Origin of the sequence: Nannocystis pusilla, from assembly GCF_026626665.1 — a bacterium.
Taxonomy (GTDB): Bacteria; Myxococcota_A; Polyangia; order Nannocystales; family Nannocystaceae; genus Nannocystis; species Nannocystis pusilla.
On the sequence record NZ_JAPNKE010000002.1, the window covers coordinates 2,467,734 to 2,484,661 of the forward strand.

Sequence of the window (16,928 nt, forward strand, 5' to 3'; positions counted from 1 at the left end):
GAGCGGAGGGCGGCGAAGCGCGAGCGGCGATGCGGCGGGGTGGCGAAGCGCGAGCGGCGATGCGGGTGGGCGGCGAGCGGCGAGCGGCGAGCGGCGATGCGGCGAGCGCAGGTGGTTGGCGAGCAGAGGTGTGGCGACAGCCACGAGCCTCCGCCGGCCTCGCTCGCAGGGCCGTTCGCCCTCGAACCCGCTCGCCGGCGGCCTCGCTGTCTTACGGAGATCCTCGGGACATGTCCGAGCGGACATGCTCCGGACGACATGCGCTTCAAGACATGCTTGAACGGGCATGTCCGGCGGGACAGGCCCTTCAGGACAGCTTCGCCAAGCTCAAGGCTTGGGCAGCGGCGGCGGGCGCGGGGGGCCGCCGGCGGCCGGACGGGGCGGGGGCGGCGGGACGGCCGGCCGGGCGGGGCCGCCGTCCTTGGCCTCGCCGGCGGGCCGCGGGATCGTGCCGCTGCGCAGGGCCGGCAGGAGGTCCAGGACCTGCTGCTTGAGGTGCCCGAGGTCCTTGTCGTTCTCGAGGATGAAGTGGGCGCGGGCGCGGCGGGAGGCGTCGTCGAGCTGGGCGGCCAGGCGGGCGCGCACCTCGGACTCGGTGAGCCGGTCGCGGGTGACGACGCGGGCGATCCGCTGCGCCTCGGGGGCCGAGACGAGGATCACGGCCTTGACCTGCTTGTCGAGGCCGGTCTCGAACAGCAGCGGGACCTCGTAGACGACCAGCTTGTGGCCGGCGGCAGACAGGGTGGCGAGGACGTCCTGGAAGCGCTCGCGGATCCGGGGGTGCAGGATCGACTCGAGCTTCTGGCGCAGCGAGGGATCTTTGAAGACGACGGCGCCGAGCTTGCGGCGGTTGAGCTCGCCGTTGTCGTCGAGCACGCCCTCGCCGAAGGCCGCGACTACCGCGCCGAGACCCTCGCTGCCGGGGGTGACGACGACCCGGGACAGCTCGTCGGCCGAGACGACCGGGATCCCGCAATCCTCGAAGATCTCGGCGGCGGCGGACTTGCCGCTGCCGATCCCGCCGGTGAGGCCGTGAGACGTCCATGACCTCGGAGCTTAGGGGGCGGCGCGCTTGGTATAGTCCGCGCCCATGACCCAGCCGTCCAAACCCGAGAAGAGCAGCACAGGCGGCTGGCGCGTGACGTCAGCGACGTTCGAGCGCAGCGCCGACAAGCTGGGCGCGGCGCCGCCCGGGGATCTGCCCGAGATCGCCATCACCGGCCGTTCGAACGTCGGCAAGTCGAGCCTGCTCAACGCGTTCGCAGGCCAGCGCGCTGGCTCGCGTGAGCTCGACGCCGGGACGCACGCAGCTGCTCAACTTCTTCCGCGCCACGCTCCGGCACCCGCGCCACGGCGACATGGGGCTGCGCTGGGTCGACCTGCCCGGCTACGGCTACGCGGCCGCGCCGCACGCGGTGCGGGCGTCGTTCGGGCCGATGATCGAGGGCTACCTGCGCAAGCGCGAGGCGCTCAAGGGGCTGGTGCTGCTGATCGACGCGCGCCGCGAGGTCAGCGAGTACGACCACGCGCTGCTCGACTTCATGGCCGACCGCGCGCTGTGGACCATCGTCGCCATCACGAAGGCCGACAAGCTCAGCAAGAGCGAGCGCGGGCTCGTGACCACCGGCATCGCCCGCGCGCTGGAGCTGCCGCGCGGGCAAGTGCTGGTGACCAGCGCGACCAGCGGGCTCGGATTCACCGACGGCGGGCTGGCCGAGGCGGTCGCCCGGCGCCTGCGGGCGGACGCGGCCGAGCTGGCCGAAGAGACATAAAATCGCCGGCCTTGCGCCGACGCGCAAGCGCGGGTGCCGCCGCACGAGGCGTGCGCGGACGGAGTGCGAGGCCCGCGAGAGCAGGTGCCGCCGCACCAGCGGAGGAAGGGCGAGGCACGCGAGAGCGGGTGCGCCACAGCAGATGTGCACGGACGACAGGGGCGATGCGCGCGGGAGGGGTGCCGCCGCACCAGCCGTGCGCGGAGGAAGGGCGAGGCACGCGAGAGCGGGTGCCGCCACGTCAGGCGTGCGCGGACGAAGGCGAGGCACGCGAGAGCGGGTGCCGCCGCACCAGGCGTGCGCGGACGAAGGCGAGGCACACGAGAGCGGGTGCGCCACAGCAGATGCGCACGGACGACAGGGGCGATGCGCGCGGGGAGGGTGCCGCCGCACCAGGCGCTGCGCGGGACGGATGGGCGAGGCGCTCTCCGGCTGCGCACACGGACGTCGAGCCTCGCTGCTTCCGGCCCGAGTGCGTTCACCCGGCGGTCTGCAGCGCGTCGCGGGACGCCGGGCTGGCCGACGAGACATGCGCTCGGGGGCATGCCCGAACGGACATGTCCCGGAGGTCAGCGAGCGCGCGGGGCGTTGGCGCTGGTGCGGACCAGGTGGCCGAGCTCGAGCAGGGCCTCGAGGCTCTGCTCGAGGCTGACCTCGCCGACGCGGTCCGGGTCCTCGCGCAGGGTGTGGCGCACGCCGCCCACGTCGAACACGACCTGCGGGCGGCCGTCGGCGCCGCGGCCGAGGTGGTAACGGGAGCCGCGGTACAGCTGCACACGCTCGGGGAGCGCGTCGGCGGTGGCCTGGTCGCGGTGGTCGATGACGCGGCGCGGGCCGACCTCGTAGATGACGTCGTCGCCGGTGGGCAGCGCGACCGGTTGCAGCGGGCTGCTGTCCTCGGGGACATCCACGAGCCGCACCGCGAGGTCGCGCGGGCCGGCGTCGCGAGTCGGGGCGGCCGGGCCGGGCACGGTGCGCGCGACCAGGAACAGGCCGAAGGCGGCGGCGCCGGCGGGGAGCATCAAGGCGCCGCCGCGGAGGAAGTTGCGCCACCGCGACCGCTGCGGCGCTGCGGCCGGCTTGGGCGCCGTCTCGCGGTCGATGGCGTCGAGCTCGAGCAGGACGCGGGCTCGCAGCGCCTGCGGGGCGGTCGCTCGCGGCAAGTCGCGCAGGAGCTGGCGGATCCGCAGCTGCTCTTCGGCGACCTCACGCATGGCAGGATCGCGGGCGAGCTGGGCCTCGACTTCGGCGCGCTCGGCTTCGGTGAGCTCGCCGTCGATGAAGGGCTGGAGCGTGTGAAGATCGTGGCTCATGAGCGGGCAGAAGCGGCGCGGTTGCGGTAAGCGTCAAGGGATACGGGGGCCTCGGGTTCTTCGGCGAGGCCGGCGTCGACGGCGTGACGATAGAGTAGGCTGTGCAGTTGCCGGCGTCCGCGGTGGATCCGGCTCATCACGGTGCCGATCGGGCACTCCATCGCCTCGGCGATCTCCTTGTAGGAGAGGCCCTCGATGTCGGCGAGCACCACCGCCATGCGGTAGTCGGGCGGCAAGCGCTGCAGCGCGGCGTCGATCTCCTCGCGCAGATGGAGCTGCGAGGTGGCGGCCTCCGGCTCGGCGGCGCCGCGATGGGCCCCTCGCCGACGGCCGCGAACTCCTGCTCCAGGCCCTCGGCGAGCGCGCGCTCGCGGCCCTGGCGGTGGTAGCGCGTGATGAAGGTGTTGCGCAGGATCGTGAAGACCCACGCCCGGACGCTCGATCCCGGGCGAAAGCTGGCCCAGAAGCGATAGGCGCGGACGAGGGTCTCCTGCACCAGATCTTCGGCTTCGGCGCGGCTGCGGGTGAGCCGCAAGGCCGCGCCGAAGAGGCTGTCGACGTGGCCCAGCACGGTGGACTCGAAGGCCCTGCGAGCGGTGGCGTCCATGCGTTCGGGGTACCGGAGGGGTTGGAAGTTATTTCCGGCCGGAACACCGGTCCGTGAAATCGGGGCGTAAAACCTGGATGGGCCTGCGGCGGCTGCGCGGGAAGTGGTCGAAATCGTGCGCTTTCTCGTCGCGCCCGGGGCTTCGGGAGGCGGGGGTGCGACAAGCGCGCGGTTAAGCTCTCGCCGCCCATGGAAGCCGTGGATCGCTACGACAGCCCCCTCGCCACCCGTTATGCCACACCAGCGATGGTCGCCAACTTCAGCGACCGGCGCCGGGCGCTGCTCTGGCGCGACCTGTGGATCGCCCTGGCCGAGGCGGAGCGGGCGCTCGGGGTGCCGATCTCGGAGGCGCAGGTGGCGGCGCTGCGGGCGGCCCGCGAGCGCGTCGACTTCGCCCGGGTGGCCGAGCACGAGGCGCGGCTGCGGCACGACGTGATGGCCCACATCGAGCACTTCGGCGAGGTCGCCGGGGCCGACGCGGGCAAGGTGATCCACCTCGGCGCGACGAGCTGCTACGTGGCCGACAACGCGAAGCTGGTGATGATCCGCGACGGGCTCGAGATGCTGATGGACCGGCTGGTGGCGGCGCTCGACGCCCTGGCCCGGTTCGCCGGGCAGCACCGGTCGCTGGCGACGCTGGCGTACACGCACTTCCAGCCGGCGCAGCTGACCACGGTCGGCAAGCGGGCCTGCCTGTGGGCTCAGGATCTCGGGCTCGACCTCGAGACGCTCGAGCAGCTGCGCGCCCGCCTGCCGTTCCGCGGGGTGAAGGGCACCACGGGGACGCAGGCGTCGTTTTTGGCGCTGTTCCACGGCGACCACGCGAAGGTGCGGGCGCTCGATCGGGCGGTGGCGGAGGCGATGGGCTTCGCCGGCTCGATCGCGGTCAGCGGGCAGACGTACACCCGCAAGATCGACACGTGGGTGGTCTCGGCGCTGGCCGACGTCGCCGGCTCGGCAGCCAAGATCGCGGTCGACCTGCGGCTGCTCGCGCACAAGCGAGAGATCGACGAGCCGTTCGAGGCCGATCAGGTCGGGTCGTCGGCGATGGCCTACAAGCGCAACCCGATGCGGAGCGAGCGGATCTGCGGGCTCGCCCGCTTCGTCCACTCGCTGGCGACGAGCCCGCGAGAGACGCACGCGAACCAGTGGTTCGAGCGCACCCTCGATGACAGCGCGAACCGCCGGCTGACCATCACGGAGGCGTTCCTCGCGACCGACGCGATCCTCAACCTGCTGGTCGACATCACCTCGGGGCTGGTGGTCCACCCGCCGGTGATCGCGGCCAACATGCGCGACGAGCTGCCGTTCATGGCGACCGAGAACGTGCTGATGCGGGGTACCAGCGCCGGCCACAGCCGACAGGAGCTGCACCGCCTGGTCCGCGCCCACAGCCTCGAGGCGGTGGCGGGGATGAAGCGCGGCGAAGCCAACGACCTGATGGCGCGCATGCAGGCGGACCCGGTGCTGGGACCGTTCGTCGACGCGGACCTCACGGCGCCGGCGCGCTACGTGGACGGGCGCCCGAGCAAGTCGACGAGTTCCTGGCCGAGTTCCTCGCGCCCCTGCTGGCGCGCCACGAGGCGCGTCGCGGTCGCTTCTCGGCCGGCGTACGGGTGTAGCGGACGAGCGGCCGAGACGGGCCCCCGCGAGGCTTGTGCTATCCTGCGCACGCCCATGAACCTCCACGTGCATGCCCCCTGGCTCCGCGCCGCCGGTGACGAAGACAACGCCCCCGACGAGGAAGCCCCCGACGAAGAGTACGACGAGGACGAGGACGAGTACGAGGACGACGAAGAGGGCGAGGGAGACGAGGACGAGGACGACGAGGACGACGAGGACGACGAGGACGACGAGGACGAGGACGACGAGGACGAGGACGACGAGGACGAGGACGACGAGGACGAGGACGACGAAGAAGAGGACGACGAAGAAGAGGACGAGTACGAGGACGACGAGGAGTACGAGGACGACGAGGAGTACGACGACGAGGACGGCGACGAGGATGACGACGACGAAGAAGAGGACGACGCGGAGGACGACAAGGACCCCGGTCGCTTCGTCGTGTAGCTAGCCGCCGGTCGAGCGCGCTCCCGAGTACGCGGCCCCGAGAGGCCGCGCCCGTCTCTCCTGGAAAGACCGCAAAACTCCGTCCGCGGGCGTCCAGGGCCCGGCGTCATCCGGGCGGCGCTACTCCTTCGACTCTTCCATGCGCTTGCGCAGGCTCAGCGGGCGCATGTCGGTCCAGACCTCGTTGATGTAGGCCAGGCACTCGTCCTTGAGCCCGGACTTGCCGGCTTCGCGCCAACCGAGCGGGAGCTCGCGATCCTCGGGCCAGATCGAGTACTGCTCTTCGTGGTTGACGACGACTTTGTAGCGCGTGGTGTCTTCGCTCATGCGCCGCGATCGTAGGCGGGCGGGCGCTCGAGCTGCAAGGCGGCGGTGAAGTAGGCGCACACGCCGGACACGTCGTTCTCGACCCACGGCGCCGGATCGCGCGGATTGAAGCGCCAGAACACGCTCGGCGCGCGCCAGTGCTGCCGCCATGGCGAGGATCGTGAACGTCTCGACGCACACCGCCCAGGTGCCGTGGACGTGGTGCTGGTGGTCCTCCTGCTCGCCGGTGAAGGTGTCGAAGATCCGGCTGGCGAGGCGGAAGTAGCGGTGGTGCGGCTGAGCCCGGCGAAAGGTCCGGCACAGCTCGCGATACGTGGCGTAGGCGCGCCGATCGGTGACGCGCGCCGGGATCAACGTGCCCATGAAGGAGTGGAAATTGGCGGCCGCGACGAACCTCTGCGCGCCGAACAGGCGATCGAGGGCGGCCGTCTCGGGCTCGCTGAGCGGATGCGGGCCGCGATAGGTGGCGTCGCCCGGGCGATCGGAGCCGGCACCGGGCAGCCAGCTCGGACCGGCGCCTCCGGGGCGCGGATAATTGCGGTTGAGATCGACGCCGTGGGCGTTGCCCCGCAGGTGCGGCAAGCGTCCGTGGCCGCCGGCGGCGAAGGTGCGGGCGTAGCCGTCGGGGTTGATGCTCGGCACCACCCACAGCTCGGCCTGCGAGCGCAACGAGGCGAGGCGCGGATCGCCGTCGGCGAGCGCGCGCAGCAGGCCGATGGCGACCCTGCCGGCGATGAACTCGACGCCATGGATGTTGGCGCCGCAAAAAATACGTGGCCGATCGGACAGGGTCGAAGGGACACGTACGGCGACCAGCGGTCGGCCCTCGACGCTGGCGCCGTACTCGACGAGCTCGCCCTCGACGCGGGCCGCGAGGGCGGCGACCTCGGTCGCGCGGCCCTCGGGGCTGGGGTAGGGAGCGAGCTCGTCGGCGGGGTTCACGTGCCCGGCTCTTCGGCCAGCGGGAGCACCGACTCGAACTCGAGCGGGTCGAGCCGGATCTCGGTGGCCTCGCCGCGCGGCGCGTCCTCGAAGTCCTCGGGCAGCGGCGCCCGCAGGTCCTCGCGCGTGTTCTCGGCCCGCTCGAGCGCGAGGCCGATGCCGTCGACGACGACGGAGGTGAGGACCGAGTGGCAGCGCTCGACCTCGGAGTCGTGGATCCGGAACAGCGTGCTGGCGTCGCGCACGGTGAGGTCGCGGATCGACCGGCCCTCGAGGCCGAGGTAGTCGCGCAGCAGGTTGCGGATGCTGGACGACTTGTGGCCGTGGACGCGCCCGAGGTTCAGCTGAACCTTGGTGTACTCGCGGTCGTCGGCGTCGGCGGTGGCCGAGGCGGCCGGCCGGGCCGGTGCGCTGACCGGCGTGTGCTGCCGCGGCGGACGCGTGGGCGCGGGGCTCGGCGTCGCAGCGACGGGCGCGGCGACGGGGGCCGCCGGCGGGGCCACCGGCTCGGGCTCGACGTTGGTCGCGCCGAACTTGCTGTCGTCGAAGTCGCGCGCGGAGTACTTGCTCGACCAGACCTCCCAGAAGTCCTTGTGCGGCGGCGCGGTCAGCTCCGGCGGGGCGGCAGGGGCGGCCTTCTTGCGGCGACGACGGCGGCGACGCTTCTTCGCGTCGGCCTCGGTCTCGCCGGGTTCGGCGGTCGGACCCGCGGCGACTTCGGCCTCGGCCTCGGCCTCGGTCTCCGACTCGGCCTCGGTCTCGGACTCCGTCTCGTCGTCCTCCTCGGTCTCGGCCTCGGCCGACTCGGCCTCGGCGTCGCGCCGCGACACGTCCTCGAGCTCGACCTCGCCCTCTTCCTGCAAGGTCTCGATCACCGCCTGGCGACGGTCGAGCAGCGCGAACTCGTCGATGTTGTCGAGCTCGCCGAACTCGCTGGTGACGACCTCGAGCTCGGCCTCGTCGATGTCGATGACGATCTCCTCCTGCGAGGGCCGCCGCGGGATCGGGGCAGGCACGGGCTCGGGCGCGGCCACCACGGGCGGAGCCGCAGGACGGGGGCCATCGAGGCCCGGACGGCCTCGCCGCTTGCGCCGGCGCTTGCGGCCGCCGGGCGCCAGGGCGAGGTCGCCGTTCCGGGGCTCGGGGCCAGTCTCGCCGGCGGCGGTCTCGACCTCGTCGGACTCGTCGTCACCCTCGTCCTCGCCGACGACGCCACCAGCCTCGACGGCCGGGGCGGTCTCTTCACCCGGACCGCCACGCCGCCGACGCCGCTTGCGCCGCCGCTTGCGCCGCTCGCTGGCCTCGTCGAACGACTGGCCGGGCGTCGCGGTGCCGATCAGATCGCCGGCGCCACCTGGCGTTGCGACCATGTCCGCAGGGACAGGCGCGGGCTGACTGCTGGCGTCGACCTCGCTCGCGCCCGGAACCGCGGCGCGAACGCCCGGCTGAACGGGGGGAACTGGACGAAGCGGCCGCGATCGCCGCGACGGCCGCGGAGGCCGAGGGGAATCCTGCGGACGCCGGTCTCGCCGGTGCTCTGGACCAGGTCGACGGAGGGCGCGGCCACGGGCGCGGCCGCGTGCACGGCGGGCGCGACCTCGGCGGGCAAACCCTCGGCTCCCGCGGCGAGCGGCGCTTCGGCGTCGCGGCGCGGGCGGCGGTCGTCGTCGCGGCGCGGGCGACGGTCGTCGTCGCGGCGCGGGCGGCGATCGTCGTCGCGGCGCGAGCGACGGTCGTCGTCACGGCGCGGGCGGCGGTCGTCGTCGCGGCGGGGGCGGCGATCGTCGTCGCGGCGCGGGCGATCGTCGTCACGGCGGGGGCGCTCGTCGTCGGCGCGGCGCGGGCGATCGTCGTCGGCGCGGCGCGGGCGGTCATCGTCACGGCGCGGGCGATCGTCGTCACGGCGGGGACGCTCGTCGTCACGGCGCGGTCGATCGTCATCGGCGCGGCGTGGGCGCTCGTCGTCGGCGCGGCGGGGACGCTCGTCGTCACGGCGGGGACGCTCGTCGTCACGGCGGGGACGCTCGTCGTCACGGCGGGGACGCTCCTCGTCGCGGGGGCGTTCGTCGGCGCGGCGCTCGTCGTCCCCGCGGGGCTGCTGCTGCTGCTCGTCGAGGCGCGGGCGCTCCTCGTCGCTGCGCAGGCGCTCCTCGTCGCGGCGGCGGCCGAACCGTTCATCGCGTTCGGGCCGGCGATCGCGGCGGTCGCGACGATCGTCGCGGTCGCGGCGGCGGCCGAAGCGATCGTCGCGGTCGCGGCGCTCGCGGTACTCGGGACGACCGGCCTGGCGCTCGTCGCCCTCGCGGGACTCGTATGTCCGCGGGGACAGGTCGGCGCGGGGCGCCTCGCCGTCGACGGGGGCCGCCTCGGCGGCCGGGCGCTCGCCGTCCTCGGCCTGGACCTGCGGCGGCGGCTGCTTCATCGCCCGCTCGAGCAGGAGGCCGATGACGCGCTCGCCGCGGGGATCGGCCATGAGGTTGCGGGCCAAGAGGACCCACTCCGGCGAGACCAGCTCGGGGAAGCGCTTGCTGATCCCGTCGAGCTTGACCTCCATGCGCTGCGCCGCCAGCTGATCGGCGGGCGGCAGGAAGCGCTCGCGGAACACGATCGTGTCGTACTGCAGCTTGAGGTAGTAGAAGTTGCCGAGCTCGCGCGCGTGGATCAGCGAGATCGCGGTCCCGGTGCGGCCGGCGCGGCCGGTGCGGCCGGTGCGGTGGATGTACACCTCGGCGGCCTCGGGGAACGAGTAGTTGATGACGTGGGTGACGTGGCTGATGTCGATGCCACGGGCCGCGACGTCGGTGGCGACGAGGAAGCGCAGCTTGTGCTCGCGCATCATCCCCATGACCTTCTCGCGCGCCGCCTGGGTCAGGTCGCTCGACAGCTCCTCGGCCTGGTAGCCCTCGCGCCGCAGCACCGAGGCGACCAGCTTGGTCTCCTCGCGCGTGTTGCAGAACACGATCGCCCGCGCCGGCTCCTCGACGACGATGACGTCGAGCAGGTCGCGGGTCTTGATGGCGCCGCTGACGATGTAGTAGGCGTGATCGATCTCCGCCGCGGCGACCTGATCGCCGGACAGCTGGACCTCGACCGGCGACTTCATGTAGCGCTTGGCGATCCGCTGGATGTCGCTCGGGATCGTGGCCGAGAACAGCGCGGTGATGTGCTTGCCGGTGCAGGCGTCGAGGATCGCGCGGATGTCCTCGAGGAAGCCCATCGACAGCATCTCGTCGCACTCGTCGAGCACGACCGTGGCGACCTTCGAGAGATCGAGCGAGCGGCGACGGATGTGGTCGAGGACGCGGCCCGGGGTGCCGACGACCGCGTGGACGCCGGCCTTGAGCGCGGCCAGCTGCGGCTGCATCGGCGTGCCGCCGTAGATCGGCAGCACCTCGACCGGGGTCTCGACGGCCAGGCGCCGCAGCTCGTCGCAGACCTGCTTGGCGAGCTCGCGGGTCGGCAGCAGGACCAGCAGCTGGACGCCCGTCTGCTGGGCGGGACGCGGGTCGAAGCGACCGGCGAGCCAGGGCATGCAGAAGGCGCCGGTCTTGCCGCTGCCGGTGTGCGACTGGACCAGGACGTCGTGGCCGGCGTGCAGGGGCGGGAAGCTCAGCGCCTGCACGGGCGTGGGGCGGGTCCAGCCCATGCGAGCGATCGCCCGCCGCAGCGCATCGGGCAGCTCGAGCTCGTCGAACGACTCGGGCAGCTTCGGCGGCTCGGGCTCGGCCACGGCCTCGACCGGAGCGTCGGTCGCGGGCGCCGATTCGGCCGCGACCGCTTCGTCGCCGGGCGCGTCGGCTGCAGCCGGGGTCTCCTCGGCAGCGATCGCGTCGACAGCCGGGGCCTCGTCGGTGGCGGCCGCTTCACTCGGCGCGTCGGCGACGACGGGCTGCTCGGGGGCCGCCTCGTCGGCTGCGACCACGACCGCCTCGGACGGGGCATCGCCGCTGGCGTCGGCGACCGCCGCTGCGAGAGCGTCGGGCGCATCCGCGGCGACGCTCGGCGCAACGGCCTCAGCGGGCGCGATGGCCTCGTCAGCAGCGGCTTCGGCAGCCGGGGGCGAGATTTCGGGGGGAACGGAGTCGCTGGAAGGCGGGGACTGCTCGGCGGCCTGGGCGGGCGAAGCGTCGGACCCGGCGTCCTCAGCGGACGGGGAAGCGATCGGGGCTCGGTCCGGCTGGTCGCCGGACGAGGGATTTTGGGACATGGTGAGGAATCCTAGAGCGCAAGGAGCTCCCGGCGTGCGTCGGCGTGTCGTCGACCCCGTTCGGCAAACTCGCGATGAAGCGCGATGAGCCGATCGATTCGTCGTCCGAGATCGGTATCCGAGCCGGCGCATAGCGCCTGGGTCTCGCGGAGGAGGTTGGAGAGATCCGCCGCAGCATTCGCGTCTTCCTCGGCCTCGGCCCATCGCTGGGGCCTCTGGTCGAACAACGCGACCAAGCGATCACGGAGAAGATCGATGCGATACCCGCACTCGACCGTGGCCGGTCGGGCCACGATGTCTTGTTGCGCGAGCCCCGCGTAGATCCCAACCAGTGCGTAGAGGATGGCGACAACGGCGGCCACCACCCACAACACAATGAGTTGCCGATCACGAGTAAGACGTCCTGGGGCGGCTTGGGTCAGTGCGCGGCAAGTCTCCCAGGTTCCCCCAAGGGGTCAAGCGGCCGAGCGGCGCCCGAGGCGCCCGCCCTGCCACGAAACCTCGGGTGAGGCCGCTTCGGGTGAGGCGCCCGGGCACCAGGCTGGCTCACAACTCACGCCGGCTCCGAAGCTGTCTTTTGTGCCAGGTCGCTACTCGGCCGCGGCGTCCGCCGCCCGGGCGACGAAGCGGACGATCTGATTCTGTGGCACGCGCAGCGGGCTGGAGACTGGACGGATCCGGCGGATCTGGCAACCCTCTCCGGGAAGACAGGTTCCGGGGGCGTTGAGGTCCAGCGGCTCGCCGTCGGGATCGAGGAGACCCTCGCCGCCCGTGAGGTCGAGCGGGATCACCCGGCTGTTGCTGACGAAGTCCTCGAGCTCCACGGTGTAGACCGCGCCGTCGGTCAAGACGAGCGGGTCCTCCAGGTCGAGGACCCGAAGCCCGTCCTCCTGGACGAGATCGGGGTTGTCCTCGCGGAGATCGACGACGACGATCTGCGCCGGGCCCGTGGCGCTGTTCTGCGGCGTCACCGTCGGCAGCGCGGTGACGAGGTAGACGCCGGGGTTCACCGGGATCACGAACTCATAGCCCTTCGCGGCGGCGTTGTAGATCGTGGTGGTGTTGTAGAAGTAGGGGCCGAGCAGGGTCGTCGGGTCTTCGCCGCGGATGACGCGCTCGACGAGGACCTCGGCGGGCACACACGTGGAGCCCGAGCAATCCTTGTGCTCGACCGACCCGCGCAGCAGGACGCGCGGCTGGAGATCCTGGTCCGCCGTCGGCAGAACGCTGGAGTCGGAGGTGATGGTGACCGGCAGGAGCGTCGAGCGGAACAGCGAGCCGACCGGCGGCTCGATCCGCAAGACGTAAGGCTGGCCGTTGCCGCCGACCGGACCGGGGCTGAGGTTGACGCTGCAAGGTTCGCTGCTCTCGACGTTGCAGTCGGCCGGGCCGTAAGTGACGCGGACGTGGCCCTGCTCGTCGGCGCCGCTCAGCGGCATGCAGGCGGCGGCCGCCCAGTTGGCCGGGTCGGGGATGGCGAAGGTGCCGACGACGGTGATCGGAGGCTTGACCTCGCAGGTCTCCGGCGCGGCAGGGGGCGGTTTGGTCGCCGCCTCGGCCAGGCAGGAGGTGTCGCAGCACGTCCACTCCTGTCCGGCCGCGTTCTTGAACAGGCGCGCCGGCCGGCCCTTCAGCGGGACCTGGACCTCGCGCGCGCTGCCACGTGGGCAGGCAGATCCGCCCGAGCGGGGTGCTGCCCATGAGGTCGCCGACGAGGAACGTCAGGACGACGCGGTAGTTGAGGCGGGGCAGCCCGAGCCGGGCGTCCGCGGCGGTGCTGACGACGAACTCCATGGTCCGATCGGCCGTCGGGTCCTCGTCGCAGTAGGTGTAGATCCAGGCCGACACGGCCGCGTCGTCCACGGCCTCGGCGGTGACCTGCTTGATGGCGGGCCGGTCGGTGAGGTCGAGCGCGCACTGCTGCAGGTCGACGCGGCACACCTGTCCTTGGGGACACTCCGAGTCGCGCTTGCAGCCGCACCGCTTGCCGTTCCCGTCGGGGTCGTCGTAGCACTGGAACGGCTCGGGGCACTGGCCGCTGGTGGTGCAGGTCGGATAGGCCGGCTTCACGACCGTCTCGATCGAGCAGGTCGCCGGGGTCTCGCCGACCGGGTTCGGGTCGCATATCGGCGTCTCGGGATCGCCGTCGTCGGCTCGCCCGGCGTGGCGCATATTGACGGTGACGGTCGCCGGTGTCTCGAGCGGCGGCTCGTTGGCCAGCGGGCCGTCGGGGAAACGGATGTTGCCGAGCACGCGCCGGTGACACTCGCGGACGGTGCGGAGCTCGAACTCGTCGTCGGCCGGCTCGTCGTTCTTCCGGCGCATCAACTGGCGCGCGACGATGCCGCGACCCCACTGGAACGGCTGGTCGCCGGCGACGTCGTCCTGGTAGGTCAGCTTGGCGTAGAGCGGCTGGTCGGCGCCGATGTCGGCGGCGTCGTAGCGCGGCCAGGACTTGAACAGCACCGGAGACTCATCGACCGATCCGTCGGGGGTCGGCGGCGGGAAGCTGAGGTCGGTGACGACGAACGGCGAGCGGGCGAACCGCGACGGCTGCTGCAGCTCGATGCTGGCGGCGACCGGGACCTCGGGGCCGGTGCCCTCCTCGAGGTCGTCGAGCTGCTTCTCCAGCACCTCGATCTGCAGGCGGTCGCGGACCTGCGCGCGGTCGACGTAATATCGGTTGGGCAGGCGATCGAGGATCCGCTGGAGCGCCGCGTCGTTGCCGCGCAGCTCGATCCGGAACGGCGGGACCGCCGTCTGCACGTCGATGGCGATGCCCTCGGGCGGCGGCAGGTCGTTCTCGAGGCAGATGTTGTTGTCGCAGACCTGTCCCATGAGACAGTCTGTGTCGTCCATGCACGAACGGCCCTGCTCGTCGGGCGCCGCGGTCGAACAAGCCGCGCCGAGGAGAGCGACGGCCAGCGCGGCCCGAGTCACAGCGTCTCCTTCTCCGGGACGCAGCTGGTGAGGCAGGGCGGCTTCTCGTCGTCGAGATTGGCCTCGTCGCACACGAACACGTAGTGAGTGCTGTCGTACGTGGCCCCGTTGTCGATGTCCGGGACGCCGTACTGCCGCGCGCCCTCGCTGGGCATGAACCACGCGCGGTCGGTGACCATCACCGTCAACGTGTGAAAGCCCCGCGACAGCCGCTCCCTGCCGCCGTTGCACAGGTCGATGCCGCCCTGGTCGATGCCGCCCTGGTCGTCGCCGAGCAGGAGCTGACGGAGGTGCGGATCGCGGCGACCGGCCGGCTTGTACGTGTCGCCGGTGAGGTCGAGCGGGCGCTCCGGGTCGTAGTAGCGCAGGTAGTCGACGTAGTTGTACGGCCGGATGGTGTCCCGCGGCACGTCGAGCAGGAGCGCGGCGTAGATGTTGTCCTTCGGCGCGCGCTCGCGCGGCTTCTCGTCCTGATCCTCCACGAACAGCGTGAGGTCGAACGACTTGCTGTCCTTCTGCTCGTCAGGGCAGGTGCAGTAGGCGTAGGGCGCGTACGAGAGGATGTCGTCGTCCACGTCCTCGGTGTACGTCGGGTCGAGGAAGTGCGGCACGGCCTTCTGCGGGTCGGAGTCGTTCGGCTGCGGGCACGCGACCGGGATCATGTCCTTGGTGTTCGGGTCGCACGAGATCTCGGCGTCGATCGACAGCAGCACGGGCTCGATGATGCGGACCGCGTTGCGGTTCGTGATCGCCGTCTCCTCGAACTCGATGTCGATGTCGGGCAGCACGCACGAGAGCGCGCCTGTCGCAAGGGACAGGGCGACAAGGACAGGTTCGGGGACGGGGCGGTTCATCGCGGGGCGGCTCCCTTGTCGCCTTCTTTCTCGAGGTGGCGGAAGATCGTGCGCGGGTCGACGCCGAGGTCGCGGGCGGTCTTGGTGCGGTTGCCGGAGTTGAGCGCGAGCACGCGGTTGATGTAGTCGCGCTGCCACAGCTCGCGCGCCTCGGCGAGCGGGAGGATCTGCTCGGGGTTGGCGATCTCGACGGGGCCCGGCTGGCCGGGCACCTCGATCTCGAGGTCGAGGTCGCGGGCGGTCAGCGACGGGCCGTCGGCCAGCACCAGCGCCTTCTTGATGTGGTTCTCGAGCTGACGGATGTTGCCGGGCCAGGCGAAGCGGAGCAGGCCGCGCTCGGCGCTGGCGTCGAACGGCCGCGCGGGGTCGATCTTCGACCCGTACTCGCGGGCGTAGCGGGTGACGAAGTAGCGGGCGATGAGGAGGATGTCGTTGCCACGCTCGCGCAGGGCCGGCAGGTGGATGTCGATGACGTTGAGGCGGTGGAACAGGTCCTCGCGGAAACGGCCGGCCTGGACCTCCTTGGCGAGGTCGCGGTTGGTGGCCGCGACGACGCGGACGTCGATCGGCTGGGTGCGGGTGTCGCCGACGCGCTGGATCTGGCGCTCCTGCAGCACGCGCAGCAGCTTGACCTGCAGCTGCATCGGCATCTCGCCGATCTCGTCGAGGAAGATGGTGCCCTTGTCGGCCGCCTGGAACTTGCCGACCTGGTTGGTGATCGCGCCGGTGAAGGCGCCCTTGATGTGGCCGAACAGCTCGGACTCGATCAAGTTCTCGGGGATGGCGCCGCAGTTGACGGTGACGAGCGGCCCCTTGGCCCGCGGCGAGCGGTTGTGGAGCTCCTGGGCGATGAGCTCCTTGCCGGTGCCGGTCTCGCCGGTGACGAGGACGTTGATGTCGGTGCCGGCGACCTTGTCGACCCGCTTGAACACCTCGATCATCTGCGGACAGGCGCCGATGATCTGGCCGAACTTGACCTGGTCGAGGCGCTTCTGCAGGCCGGCGCTCTCGTCGCGCAGCTCGCCGAGGGTCTGGGCGTTCTTGATCGAGAGCGCGGCCTGGGTGGCGTAGACCCGCAGCATCTCGAGCTGGCTCGGCTTGAACAGGTTCACCACCGAGTTGTTGCCGACGTAGATGAGGCCGATGAGCTCGCCGCGCACGATCATCGGCGCGCACATCACCGAGCACAGCTTGAGGTTGATGACCGACATGCTGTTTTGGAAGCGGCCGTCGTTCAGCGCGTCGGAGATGATCTGCGGCTCGCGCGAGGTGATGACCTCGCGCAGGATCTTGTCGCTCAGCAGCTGCTCGGGGTCGTCGACCGGCTGGCGATCGAGGCCGCGGGCGACGCGGATGGCGTAGCGCTCGCCCTCGATCAGCACGAGGAAGCCCTTGCTCGCGCCGGTCAGCGAGACGACCTGATCGATGAGCTCGGACAGCAGGCCGTCGAGGCTGCTCTCGGCCCGCGCGAGCAGCTCGGAGAAGCGCTGCAGGTTGCGCATGGCGTCGATCTGCAGGCGCGCGGCGCTCTCGGGGTCGGCCGCGGGGGCCGGCGGGTCGACGGCCGAGAAGGTGACCTCGACGTTGCCGATGAGCAGGACGTCGCCGTGGCGCAGCACGTGCTCGCGCAGCTTCTTGCCGGCGACGAAGAACACGGCGCTGCGGCTCGACGACTCGACCTTGAAGCTGCCCGCGGTGTGCTCGAGCGTGCAGTGCGAGGGAGCGATGTCGGGGCCCTGCAAGACGAGGTGGCAGTCGCGCGAGGAGCCGATCTGCGTGATCCGGTGGCGCAACAGGAAGCGCTGGGTGACGCCGTCAGGGCCGGTGTATTGCAGGTGGGGCATGCGGTTCTCAGAAGCGGATCTTGACGCCGAGACCCCCGCCGCCCGGGACGAA

The 16,928-nt window shown here is 71.7% G+C and carries 13 protein-coding genes and 3 pseudogenes; 3 read left to right on the forward strand and 13 right to left on the reverse strand.

What is annotated here, in order from left to right; genetic code table 11:
• Positions 1 to 327: 327 nt before the first annotated feature.
• Complete coding sequence (gene coaE, locus OV079_RS10750) at positions 328 to 1,017, reverse strand: dephospho-CoA kinase (RefSeq protein ID WP_338089064.1); 690 nt, start codon at positions 1,015 to 1,017, stop codon at positions 328 to 330.
• 73 nt (positions 1,018 to 1,090) lie between these two features.
• Here coaE and OV079_RS57630 point away from each other — a divergent pair.
• Positions 1,091 to 1,240 (forward strand): annotated as a pseudogene (locus OV079_RS57630) (hypothetical protein); the annotation flags it as partial.
• Between the two features lie 43 nt (positions 1,241 to 1,283).
• On the forward strand, positions 1,284 to 1,772 hold the full coding sequence (locus OV079_RS10760; protein ID WP_267768015.1) for a GTP-binding protein: 489 nt from the start codon (positions 1,284 to 1,286) through the stop codon (positions 1,770 to 1,772).
• Positions 1,773 to 2,341: 569 nt separating this feature from the next.
• On the opposite strand, the gene OV079_RS10765 is transcribed toward OV079_RS10760, so the two are convergent.
• The 3 genes and pseudogenes from OV079_RS10765 to OV079_RS10775 form a co-directional block, all read right to left on the reverse strand.
• A complete protein-coding gene (locus OV079_RS10765; protein ID WP_267768017.1) occupies positions 2,342 to 3,085 on the reverse strand; it encodes an anti-sigma factor family protein in 744 nt (247 codons plus the stop codon).
• On the reverse strand, positions 3,082 to 3,513 hold the full coding sequence (locus OV079_RS55740) for a sigma-70 family RNA polymerase sigma factor (RefSeq protein WP_338088888.1): 432 nt from the start codon (positions 3,511 to 3,513) through the stop codon (positions 3,082 to 3,084). The genes OV079_RS10765 and OV079_RS55740 overlap by 4 nt, the downstream gene beginning before the upstream one ends.
• Positions 3,468 to 3,692, reverse strand: a pseudogene (locus tag OV079_RS10775) (sigma factor); the annotation flags it as partial. The gene OV079_RS55740 and the pseudogene OV079_RS10775, both read right to left, overlap by 46 nt.
• A 189-nt stretch (positions 3,693 to 3,881) precedes the next feature.
• Between OV079_RS10775 and purB the strand changes: the two are divergent.
• Complete coding sequence (purB, locus tag OV079_RS10780) at positions 3,882 to 5,762, forward strand: adenylosuccinate lyase (protein WP_267768019.1); 1,881 nt, start codon at positions 3,882 to 3,884, stop codon at positions 5,760 to 5,762.
• A 120-nt stretch (positions 5,763 to 5,882) separates the two neighbouring features.
• Here the strand turns inward: purB and OV079_RS57635 are convergent, their stop codons facing one another.
• The 9 genes and pseudogenes from OV079_RS57635 to OV079_RS10825 form a co-directional block, all read right to left on the reverse strand.
• A complete protein-coding gene (locus OV079_RS57635) occupies positions 5,883 to 6,089 on the reverse strand; it encodes an MbtH family protein (protein WP_267778503.1) in 207 nt (68 codons plus the stop codon).
• 273 nt (positions 6,090 to 6,362) lie between these two features.
• Positions 6,363 to 7,031: pseudogene (locus OV079_RS57640) on the reverse strand (M14 family metallopeptidase); the annotation flags it as partial.
• The gene (locus tag OV079_RS10795; RefSeq protein WP_267768022.1) at positions 7,028 to 8,401 is read right to left on the reverse strand and encodes a hypothetical protein; all 1,374 of its coding nucleotides are present in this window, start codon (positions 8,399 to 8,401) and stop codon (positions 7,028 to 7,030) included. The pseudogene OV079_RS57640 and the gene OV079_RS10795, both read right to left, overlap by 4 nt.
• Entirely contained in the window at positions 8,368 to 10,953 is a 2,586-nt protein-coding gene (locus tag OV079_RS10800) for a DEAD/DEAH box helicase (RefSeq protein WP_267768024.1), read from the reverse strand. The genes OV079_RS10795 and OV079_RS10800 overlap by 34 nt, the downstream gene beginning before the upstream one ends.
• Positions 10,954 to 11,249: 296 nt before the next feature.
• A complete protein-coding gene (locus OV079_RS10805; RefSeq protein WP_267768026.1) occupies positions 11,250 to 11,609 on the reverse strand; it encodes a hypothetical protein in 360 nt (119 codons plus the stop codon).
• 219 nt (positions 11,610 to 11,828) lie between these two features.
• Positions 11,829 to 12,377 carry a hypothetical protein gene (locus OV079_RS10810; RefSeq protein ID WP_267768027.1) on the reverse strand — a complete coding sequence of 183 codons (549 nt, stop codon included), beginning with the start codon at positions 12,375 to 12,377 and terminating at the stop codon, positions 11,829 to 11,831.
• Positions 12,262 to 14,178, reverse strand: a complete 1,917-nt coding sequence (locus OV079_RS10815) for a hypothetical protein (RefSeq protein ID WP_267768029.1) — start codon at positions 14,176 to 14,178, stop codon at positions 12,262 to 12,264. The genes OV079_RS10810 and OV079_RS10815 overlap by 116 nt, the downstream gene beginning before the upstream one ends.
• Entirely contained in the window at positions 14,175 to 15,032 is an 858-nt protein-coding gene (locus OV079_RS10820) for a hypothetical protein (RefSeq protein WP_267768030.1), read from the reverse strand. Before OV079_RS10820 ends, OV079_RS10815 begins: the two co-directional genes overlap by 4 nt.
• The gene (locus OV079_RS10825; protein WP_267768032.1) at positions 15,029 to 16,876 is read right to left on the reverse strand and encodes a sigma 54-interacting transcriptional regulator; all 1,848 of its coding nucleotides are present in this window, start codon (positions 16,874 to 16,876) and stop codon (positions 15,029 to 15,031) included. Before OV079_RS10825 ends, OV079_RS10820 begins: the two co-directional genes overlap by 4 nt.
• Between the last annotated feature and the right edge of the window lie 52 nt (positions 16,877 to 16,928).